We start from the raw sequence: 9,872 nt of genomic DNA on the forward strand, positions 1-9,872 counted from the left end.
GTAATTAGGATGACGGCCTTAACATTTAGATGAAAATAATGTTGATTTTATAGATATACTGATATGATATTACTCTTTTTATACCTTGCCATTGCCATACTGGTGTCATTTTTATGCTCTATTCTGGAAGCTGTGCTGCTTAGTATTACACCTTCTTATATAGAAGCGCTGAAAGAAGAAGGCAGGCACGCCCTTCAGGTACGCCTTAGTGCTTTAAAGGAAAATATAGATAAACCTCTCGCTGCCATACTATCTTTTAATACCATTGCCCACACTGTGGGTGCGGCAGGCGTAGGTGCTCAGGCTGCCGAAGTGTTTGGTAATCAATATCTCGGTGTGGTTTCAGCAGTATTGACCTTACTCATCCTGGTTTTCTCGGAAATTATTCCTAAAACCCTTGGTGCTACCTACTGGAGGTCTCTGGGAGGCTTTACAGCCAAGACCTTAAATGTACTCATCTGGCTCATGTATCCCCTGGTATTACTTTCCAAAGGGATAACCTACCTGATCTCCGGTAATAAAGAGAAAGTTTCCATAAGCAGGGCAGAAGTATCCGCCATGGCTGACATCGGGCATAAAGAAGGGGTTTTTTATGAGATGGAGTCTAAAATGCTTAAAAACATGATCCGTTTCAGGAATATAGTAGTGGAGGACATCATGACGCCCCGTACCGTAATGGTAATGGCGCAGGAGGGCAAAACCATCGCTGACCTGTACCAGGAGCCTGAGTTTAAAAAATTCTCGCGAATACCCACGTATAGTAAAAACCGGGACGACATCACCGGCTTTGTGCATAAAAACGATGTACTTACGGAAATGGCAGAAGATAACCATCAGATGAACCTGAGTAATATCAAGCGGGACATTATAGTAGTGAATAAGGAGATGAGGCTTCCCTTTATTCTCGACAAGCTGGTGGAGAGCAAAGAGCATATTGCTTTGGCTACAGATAAGTTTGGCAGTATCTCAGGCCTGGTTACTATGGAAGATGTGATGGAAACGGTTTTAGGCATGGAGATCATGGATGAGTATGACAGTGTAGAAGACATGCAGGCATATGCCAGAAAGAAGTGGAGATCACGGGCTGTCAGGGTTGGCATTATCTCATACGAAGAAAATGAGGGAAATGCGGAGGACAATGCCGATACCAATAATATTGCCCGGTATGGCATCACCGGAGGCCAGCCTCCATTGGCAGATGACCAGAAAGATAAAGGGGAAAATAAAGAATAAGCTCTGTTAAGGTTTTAAGTATCCGGTTCTTAAAAAAGACATTTCTGACTTGATTAACCATCCTGAAATTTTAGCGGGGATTGCCGTTAAAAAATTAACATTTATATAATGTCTGTTTTAGATAGATACTCGCACCAAGATTTACTATATTTCGGCCCCGTTGTCTAGTTGGTATATTGTGATATTTATGCTTTCCTTGCCAATTGCTAAATGAAAGGACTTAAGTTTTTAATTTTCATGGGAGTGCTGTTCTTATTAATAGCACTTTTTATGCTCCCGTTTTACTACAGTGATATAGGTACGCTTATTTCGGACCTGAATCAAGGCACAAAAACGGTATCTTCTGTGTTGGATGATCTGTCTGGCTATCTGGATCATATTGATAGCTGGAACATCCTGGGATTTGTATTTTTATCCGCCTCCATACTTATCATGCACAGTGTGGTGGATCACTTTTTGCTTTACAGGCTTAATAAATTCTATTCGGGTAAATTTGTGCTGGACGGGATGCTGTGGTTTGGCAAGCGGGTGTTGAGTTTGATTTTCACTACCCTCTTCTTCATTTTTATGGCCAACCTTGTCGTAGATTTTTATTCAAACATGAGGATAGCCAATAAAGTGGAGGACATAGCGGAGCAAAAGTATACAGTACTGTTATTGGGAACCAACAAATACCTGCAGGATGGGGTTAGCGAAAACCTGTACTACACCAACAGGATCAATGCCGTAGTGGAGTTATATGAAAAAGGATATGTCTCCACCATATTGATCAGTGGTGATAACAGCAAGGAAAATTATAACGAACCCAGGGATATGATGCGAAGCCTGATCAAAAGAGGTGTGCCGCAAAGCATCATTAAGCTGGATTTCGCCGGGTTCAGGACGTTGGATTCCATCGTGAGGTCGAAACGGCTTTTTGGTTTGCAAAACGTTTTGGTAGTAAGCCAGGGCTTTCACTTGCAGCGGGCGTTGTTCCTCTCCTGGTTTTTTGGAGTGGATGCCAGAGGTTATGCCGCAGATGGGGATATGAATATGGCTATGTTTGTAAGAGAGCATCTGGCCGTTCCTAAAATGATCCTGGATATTATGGTACTCAATACCCAGCCTGAATATGGCTCTACCGGAGTTCGCCGGCAGCTAACTTTCGGTCAGCAAGACTTGGTATTAATTTCTTTTATACTCATATATTTGAGTATGGCTGTATACCTGTCTTATGACGCCTTCGATTTTGGCAAATAAGTTGTAGGCCAATTATTTTTTAACATGTTTTAAGGCTATATCTTTGATATTGGCCAAATTTTTTAAAAGTTTATTTAATTAATAGGGTTAACCATGAAATGAGCAAGAACCAGAAACACCGAATCATCGTTCAGATGGGCAGAAGGTTCTTTGCGAATTACGCGTTACAGTTAACATTTAACGTATACACATGAAAAAATCACTTTCTTTAGCTGTTCTAATCGGGCTTTTTATCATTACCATAGGGCAGGTTAAGTCACAGAAAATAGAGCCCATACCTGTAAAAAAGTTTTACATGGATCGTGTGACCAAAAACCTGCAGTTTTTATGCAAAGAAGCAGAGTGCTTTGATAATGTCCTCGTCAACGACCGCGGGTTATATATTTACCCAACCAGTCAGAAAGTAAACAAGCCGGAATTTATCCTATACTGGAGGGAAATGCCTCATTTCAACGAAATGCTTGAAAAACAGACTGATGAGGAGATCATAGATATATTAAACAGAAAGGGCTCGCACTACTTCTATGGTGTGAAAGATACCCACGTTAACCCTGCAATTTATCCGGTTAGCGAGTGGAGAGGGCTGAAAATTGCCCTGGATCCGGGTCATATTGCTTCTACCTTTGATGAAGCAAAACTGGAGCAGCGATATGTGCGGGCAGAAGGTAAATACTTCAATCAGAAACAGGATATTGAGTTTTTTGAAGCTAATCTCGCCTATACCACTGCGTTGGTACTAAAAGAGATGCTTGAAAAGAAGGGTGCAAAAGTTATGCTTACCCATGACTATGGCAAGAGTGCCTTTGGCATGAATTATAACGAATGGAAAAAGACAGATTATAAAAAGGATATCGTGCAGGGGTATAAGGAAGACTGGTATAATCGTGAAAAATTTGAATATCTCATGAGCGGGGAAGCTCCTGATTTTATGATCTTCCATGATGTATTTAGGAATAAAGACTTTGTGGCGAGAGGCCAGAAGATCAATGAGTTTGAGCCCGACCTTACCTTAGTGATACATTACAATGCCAGCGAAGGAGGCCAAAGATATGGAGACCTTTACCTGCCTCCTGTAAATGAGAACTACAGTATGGTATTCATACCCGGTTCTTTCCTTGGAGTTGAGATCGACGGGCAGGATGGCCTTGATCAGAGGTTTGAGCTGTTGAGGCTGTTGGTTTCACATGATCTCGAAGGGTCAGATGTATTCGCCAGCAATATCATTAAGGCGCTTAACGATGATCTGAAAGTTGACGCCTTACCTAAAGACAATAATTTTGATTTTGCAAAACGTTACTCTATTCTTTCAGACAGGTCTGAGGGAGTATACCATAGAAACCTTTACTTAACCAGGGTTGTAGAAGGCCCGATAGCTTACTCGGAAGCACTTTATCAGGATAACAAAACAGAAATGCCGCTTCTGGGTAAAAAGGACCTGACAGTCAAAGGCATTAAAACCAGTAGCAGGGTAAAAGATGTAGCCCAGGTTTATTTCAGTGCCATTCAAGACTGGTTGAAATACAATCAGGAATTATCCAAACAATTGGATGCCCTGTATTCGGATGACTTCGGTGACGAAAAGGAATTTAAAGAAGATATCAAGGAACAAGAAGAGGACCTGGAAGATAAGGACGGTAATTAAAAATAAAAAAAGAGGTGCTTTAAGCACCTCTTTTGCTTTATAAAATCTTTTGTTTTGGCCTGTTTAAGGCCTTTTTTTGTGAGTATTAAAAAAGTGGCCTAATGTTTGGTAGCCATACTATGTAATCAAACATTATTGGCTATGAAAAAATTTGTACTACTTCCCGCCTTGCTGATCATGCTCTCATTAGGGTCATGTTATGTTGGAGATGATGATGGTATTCCCGGACCGGTAGGCCCGCAAGGCCCACAGGGTCCGCAAGGACCTGAAGGAGCCCCCGGAGAGAGTGGATATGTATTTGAATATACCGATATAAACTTTACAGCGCCAGATTATAAAGTACTGCTATCATATCCTGAGGATTTTGAAGGTTATGATTCTGATGTGGCCCTGGTGTATTTGCTCTGGGAGGTAGATGAGGATGGCAATGAGATATGGAGAGCCTTGCCCCAAACAATAATTACAGAAAACGGAATGTTGCAGTACAATTTCGATTTCACAAAGTTTGATGTAAAACTGTTTCTTGATGCTCAATTTCCTCTGGATAACCTCACCGCATCCGACACCGATGAATGGATAGCCCGGGTAGTAGTTGTTCCGGGAGAGTTCTGGGATACAGGCGGAAGACTCAATGTAGCAGATTATAATGAAGTGAAAGCGGCCCTGGGCTTACCCGAACTGGGAGGCAGCCGCAGCACCCTAAAACGAAGATAACTTAATCAGGTAGTTTATTTTTGAATGTTCACCCGATGGCTTGACAGCTATCGGGTGTCTTTTTTTATAGCAGTATCATAATTTAGGAAAAGTTGGATTACTGAAATTTCTCTAAACCCGGTTTTAAATTTAGATGGTCCACTGAACCGAATAAATAAAAACTAAATCATAAATAATTTAACATAAGTTGTATTTTGGTGTCATTGGAAAAATAGAGGTTTATAAAAAGCTATTAAATTATCATTCTAAAAAATATGTGAAATGAAAAACATCATTCTAACACTGCTCTTGATATGTCCAACGCTTTCATGGGCAGACCCGTGGGACAACATGACGCTTGAACAGGCTGAGCAGGTTCAGGAGTATCTGGCATCAAATCCATACTTGTTGGATTATTGCGATTGCTGCGATTATGAAGGGGAGTATGCAACAGAAGTTTACCTCATGGAAGTGTTGTCGACTGAGATTGTGACTTGTGAATGGAATCCAGAGTATTTTAGTGTTAAGGCTAATGTTAAGCGGATCGCCAGGATTCCTTACAAGGCTGACGGGCCTGATATGAAGGCTCCTCTTGCTTATACCTCGGAAGACGAGATCATCATTACCATGAATTACGCCTGGGGCTATAACGGGAAAGCAGCTAAAGCTGCTCCATTGTATACTATAATACCTTACGATGTATATGGGGAGCAGGATTTAGCCTCCGGATATTGCAGGGAATTCACCAACTTTCCCAGCCCGGCTATGATAGGAGATACAGCATACACCATTTGGTATAAAAAGAGATTTTAATAGATCAGGCGGTATTTCTGGTGAGGCACTACCTCACTCTGCATGTTTTTATTTTCTGATCCGTTCGCTCCATAGGTTTTCAGCCTGGTCCGTTTTAAAGAAGTATTCATTTGTTTTACCTGAGTAAATTTTTATTCAATTATGTGGTTTAAAAAGCTTACCGGATTTGATGAGATCTCCCCTGAATACGTAAGGGAGCACCTTTTAATAGAGGGGACCAGCATGACTTCCAAAATCAATGGTAAATCTTACCGGTATGGTGAACTCCAGGTACCTACGCTGAAAGAATTGAAAGCCCAGGCACCGCCATTGGAAAATTTTGACGGCCGCATATTGGTTTCGGAAGTTATTGCTAATGTTCAGCAAATCCATCGTAACGTCAACAATGCAAATGCCTTAATTCAGGCAGCGTCTCAGTTTAATCTGCTGGAAATGACCGGCCCGCATGTTACCCCCGAACAAGGGGTTGATGGGTATGAGCACGACTTCACCCAGGGTCCTGCCTGCGCTATTGCCTGTGGCGCGGGTACCATCTACAGAAATTACTTTACTCAGGTAAATGGACGGACGGGCCAGTCATCAGACAACCAAATCGACTGCCTTGAATTGATTGGGACAGCGTTGGGCAATGAAGAATTTCAGCTTTGGAAAATGAACAATGGCTATGCATTGCTGAGCCAGGAAGGTCTGCTCAAAATAAATTCAATACTGGCGAAGGCTGGTGACGGGTACAAAGAAGCCCTAAAAGATAAACTTAAAATAGGGCTGCAGTGGCAAACCGAAGTAACACTGGCAGACAGCCGGCAAATCGTCTCCCAGGCCTACTGCTCTGCGCTTCCTGTAGCATATACCAGCATAGAACCAATTTATTGGGAAAGGTTTGCCCGGCTGATACTGGAAGCTTCTTACGAGGCCACGTTGTATGCAGCAGTGATTAACCTTGAAAAAACAGGCTGCCCTAAAGTATTTTTAACTTTGGTAGGAGGCGGTGCTTTTGGCAACGATACACCATGGATAACAGACTCCATAGCTAAGGCCATTTCAAAATTTAATAAAGTGCCACTCGATGTAAAAATAGTCAGCTATGGAAGCTCAAATGCCAAAGTAGTGAGTTTGGTGGAGGAGATATCCCGGCAAAAGAATTAAATGGAAAATGTAATCACACGATAAAGCCATCACCATGATCAAAACGCAAAGCATGTATACCTCCCTGAACATCTGGAAAACCAGCAGGAAGCTTTTTCTCGAATATTTCGACAAATACACTTTGGAGCAGCTTAATAAATTACCGGAAGGGTTTAGCAATAATCTCATTTGGAATATAGGGCACGTAGTAGTGGCCCAGCAAGGTCTGGTCTACAGGTCTTCCGGACTTGAGGGTTATGTTCCCAATGAACTGTTTGACCTGTACAAACCAGGCACCAGGCCTACCGGCAAAACTACACAGGCAGAAGCCGATGAATTGAAAAGACTGCTGATCTCCCTTATAGAAAAAACAGAGAATGACCTTGAGTCCGGAAAGTTTACAACATTTAAAGAACGAATGACGGGAACAGGTTTTTATCTGGCCTCTCTGCAGGATGCGCTGGAATTTAATAATTATCATGAGGGGCTTCACTTAGGGTTCATGATGAATATCAGAAAGTTTGTTTGATCTCAAAATCATTAATTTCCCGGATAAAAATTTCTATATTGAAAGGAACAAGACCAGTTAAACACTCCCAATAGTTATGAACGGAACCCTAAACCTCAGCCGGAATCTGATTATAGTTGCGACCCCGTTGGCCCTCTTTGGTACTTTGATTTTTTTGATGAAATCCCCCATTTTATCAACAATAAATAATTTTGATCTTGCCATTACTATAGACCTGGTGATTTCGGTACCTTTCATATACTATCTGCTTATCCGAAAGGCATCCGTACCCAATACTACAGTGGTTCCTGTTATGGTGATTGGGGTTGTTATAGGCAGCCATTTTCTTCCCGAGGATAGCCGGCTTTATCTTAATCATTTTAAAACCTGGGGGCTGCCGGTAATAGAGCTCCTGGTATTGGCGTTTATTATTTTTAAGGTTCGCCAGACTGTTAACCGCTATACAAAACTAAAGACCGGTGAAGCTGATTTTTTTACTGTACTAAAAGCCTTATGTTATGAAACCTTTCCAAAGCCATTGGTGATGCCAATGGCTTCGGAGATAGCTGTAATGTACTATGGCTTAATTAACTGGAAAACCAGAAAATTAGGGGAAAGCGATTTTAGCTACCATAAAAACAGTGGTACAACCGGGTTATTTGGAGCTGCGGTTCTCGTCATTGCAATAGAGACCTTTGTTTTGCATTCGTTACTGATTGGGTGGAGTGTGGTTGCCGCATGGGCACTAACCATATTAAGTATTTATACCGGTATGCAATTTTTAGGCTTTGCCAGATCCCTGTCAAAAAGGCCCATTTCAATTGATAACGGCAGGCTGTATCTGCGATATGGAATTTTAAATGAAGTGGATTTATCCGTGGAAGATATTGAGGCTATAGAATTTTCCAGAAAGTCAGTTAAAGATGACAAAGAGGTAAGCAAGTTATCCCCGTTGGGAGAGCTGGAAGAACACAATGTTATTTTGCACCTGTCCGGCACGGTAACATTAACAGGCATCTATGGTATCAAAAAGAGAACGCAAAAAATCGCTCTTTATGTGGATGAGCCAGAAGCTTTTAAAAGAAAGCTTGAGATGGAGATGAAAGTAAAGAATGAACAATAGAGAAACACACCACTTATTGCCCAGTGGAAGCTGGAGCGGGTTCTATTGCTACAAGAAAAATGCTACCAGGCATAAAATGGATTGTGAATTAATTTTTCATGATTCCATCATCACAGGCCATGGTACTGACGATGTAGCGCCATATACCTGGAAGGGAACCTATAATTTGGAAACTTTTAAAGCCAGACTGACGAAATCTTATGCGACGCATCAGGTCTTTTACGAAGGGGATATTGATGAGAATGGCATTTGGGGGTTCTGGGAGTTGAATGAAACCATTCCTAAAGGGTTTGGAGCTGAGGCCTCCAAAAAAATCTGGGATTCTTTTTGCACCGGAGGTTTTCACATTTGGCCTAAAAAAGCCGGAAGTGAGGAGGCTCATGCTGTTGCAGAGGTAGCTGTTGAGGAGCCAAAAGGAGTATCTATGCCAAAATCTTAGGATTTCCAGTTTTCAGTATATGAACAAGAAGTATTATTTATGGGCTGTTGTACTATTGATGTTGCTAATTACAGCCTTTATTATCCGATATAAACCTGATGGTGTAAATGGCTCGTTTGCTTCGGTCAATGGTTCGGCAACCAGCAAATCAAGCCAACGGGACCAGGATATATTCTACAGCACCGAAGATAATGGCATGAAGTATAATCTGACACTATGCTTTGATGACACAGCGAGCATTAGGTACCATTTTGTAATCACCAGGAATTCTGATACTGTACTTGAATTGTCTGACAGGGCTGTAATTGATTCTCAAACATCTTACACGATAAGAGGCAAGTATGGGTTTTTGTTTAATGCTCGCAGGTTTGAAGCTAGTGATGACGGCCAGGTTACAGGCATATTTTTACAACAAGGGGATAGTAGCTATGCATCTTTAAATTACTATAGCCCTGAAATGAATAATCAGGGTTATGCACTGCTTAAAGATATACCCGTTATGTTTAGAAATACTGAGGAACCCTACCGGGAATATTTAGAAAGGACAATAGCGGCTCTAATAGAATATCAAGGCAAGGTTTCGTCGAGTAATGAGACTGAACAAATGGAATCTCATTATCAAAGTATATATCATGAAAAGCTATTGGATTTAAGATCATTGTTAACTGAAATTAATAACAAAAAAATATCTATTGGAGCTTTAAACAGCAATCAATTACTTGATCAGGTTATATTCTATGGAATGGATTCGGCGCAAAGAATTTTCGAGGAGTATGGAATAGAGCCTAGAGTTGATTCTTCACTTGCTATAACGGAACCTCAATTAGTGCCCTACCAAACAGAGGATCATATATTAGTAACAGTTCAGACTGATAAAACAGGAAAAATAATAAATGACCGCTTTCTTAGAATTGACAAGTTGGCAAAGCTCGAAAGGCCACTTGACCTGAAAATTGGAGAGCTTCCTTATTTTGGCACTACAAGGGATTTTAAGGAATAAGGAGATAAAACAGTAGCTGTTTTCAGGGATTTTGGCTTTGAGTCTGTTAATCACCTC

10 protein-coding genes are annotated in these 9,872 nt (G+C 41.2%); all 10 read left to right on the forward strand.

From position 1 onward, the window contains the following. The first annotated feature begins 63 nt into the window (after positions 1-63). The 10 genes from E1163_RS06225 to E1163_RS06270 all read left to right on the forward strand — a co-directional run bounded on the left by E1163_RS06225 (position 64) and on the right by E1163_RS06270 (position 9,815). Complete coding sequence (locus tag E1163_RS06225; RefSeq protein ID WP_155170577.1) at positions 64-1,233, forward strand: CNNM domain-containing protein; 1,170 nt, start codon at positions 64-66, stop codon at positions 1,231-1,233. Between the two features lie 210 nt (positions 1,234-1,443). Further along, positions 1,444-2,472 (forward strand): SanA/YdcF family protein, encoded by a 1,029-nt coding sequence (locus tag E1163_RS06230; protein ID WP_155170578.1) that lies wholly within the window; start codon positions 1,444-1,446, stop codon positions 2,470-2,472. A gap of 190 nt (positions 2,473-2,662) precedes the next feature. Beyond that, positions 2,663-4,114, forward strand: a complete 1,452-nt coding sequence (locus tag E1163_RS06235; protein ID WP_155170579.1) for an N-acetylmuramoyl-L-alanine amidase — start codon at positions 2,663-2,665, stop codon at positions 4,112-4,114. A 141-nt stretch (positions 4,115-4,255) separates the two neighbouring features. Continuing rightward, positions 4,256-4,828 (forward strand): hypothetical protein, encoded by a 573-nt coding sequence (locus E1163_RS06240; RefSeq protein ID WP_155170580.1) that lies wholly within the window; start codon positions 4,256-4,258, stop codon positions 4,826-4,828. A 261-nt stretch (positions 4,829-5,089) separates the two neighbouring features. Beyond that, on the forward strand, positions 5,090-5,620 hold the full coding sequence (locus E1163_RS06245; RefSeq protein WP_155170581.1) for a hypothetical protein: 531 nt from the start codon (positions 5,090-5,092) through the stop codon (positions 5,618-5,620). 141 nt (positions 5,621-5,761) lie between these two features. Beyond that, positions 5,762-6,766, forward strand: coding sequence for a hypothetical protein (locus E1163_RS06250; protein WP_155170582.1), 1,005 nt, complete (start codon positions 5,762-5,764; stop codon positions 6,764-6,766). Between the two features lie 34 nt (positions 6,767-6,800). Beyond that, positions 6,801-7,274: a DinB family protein gene (locus E1163_RS06255; protein ID WP_246223525.1), complete on the forward strand. Its 474-nt coding sequence runs from the start codon at positions 6,801-6,803 to the stop codon at positions 7,272-7,274. 76 nt (positions 7,275-7,350) lie between these two features. Continuing rightward, on the forward strand, positions 7,351-8,376 hold the full coding sequence (locus E1163_RS06260) for a hypothetical protein (RefSeq protein ID WP_155170583.1): 1,026 nt from the start codon (positions 7,351-7,353) through the stop codon (positions 8,374-8,376). After that, entirely contained in the window at positions 8,366-8,815 is a 450-nt protein-coding gene (locus tag E1163_RS06265; protein WP_155170584.1) for a hypothetical protein, read from the forward strand. The genes E1163_RS06260 and E1163_RS06265 overlap by 11 nt, the downstream gene beginning before the upstream one ends. Before the next feature lie 196 nt (positions 8,816-9,011). Next, the gene (locus E1163_RS06270; protein WP_155170585.1) at positions 9,012-9,815 is read left to right on the forward strand and encodes a hypothetical protein; all 804 of its coding nucleotides are present in this window, start codon (positions 9,012-9,014) and stop codon (positions 9,813-9,815) included. Positions 9,816-9,872 lie beyond the last annotated feature (57 nt).

Origin of the sequence: Fulvivirga kasyanovii, assembly GCF_009711405.1 — a bacterium.
GTDB classification, from domain to species: domain Bacteria; phylum Bacteroidota; class Bacteroidia; order Cytophagales; family Cyclobacteriaceae; genus Fulvivirga; species Fulvivirga kasyanovii.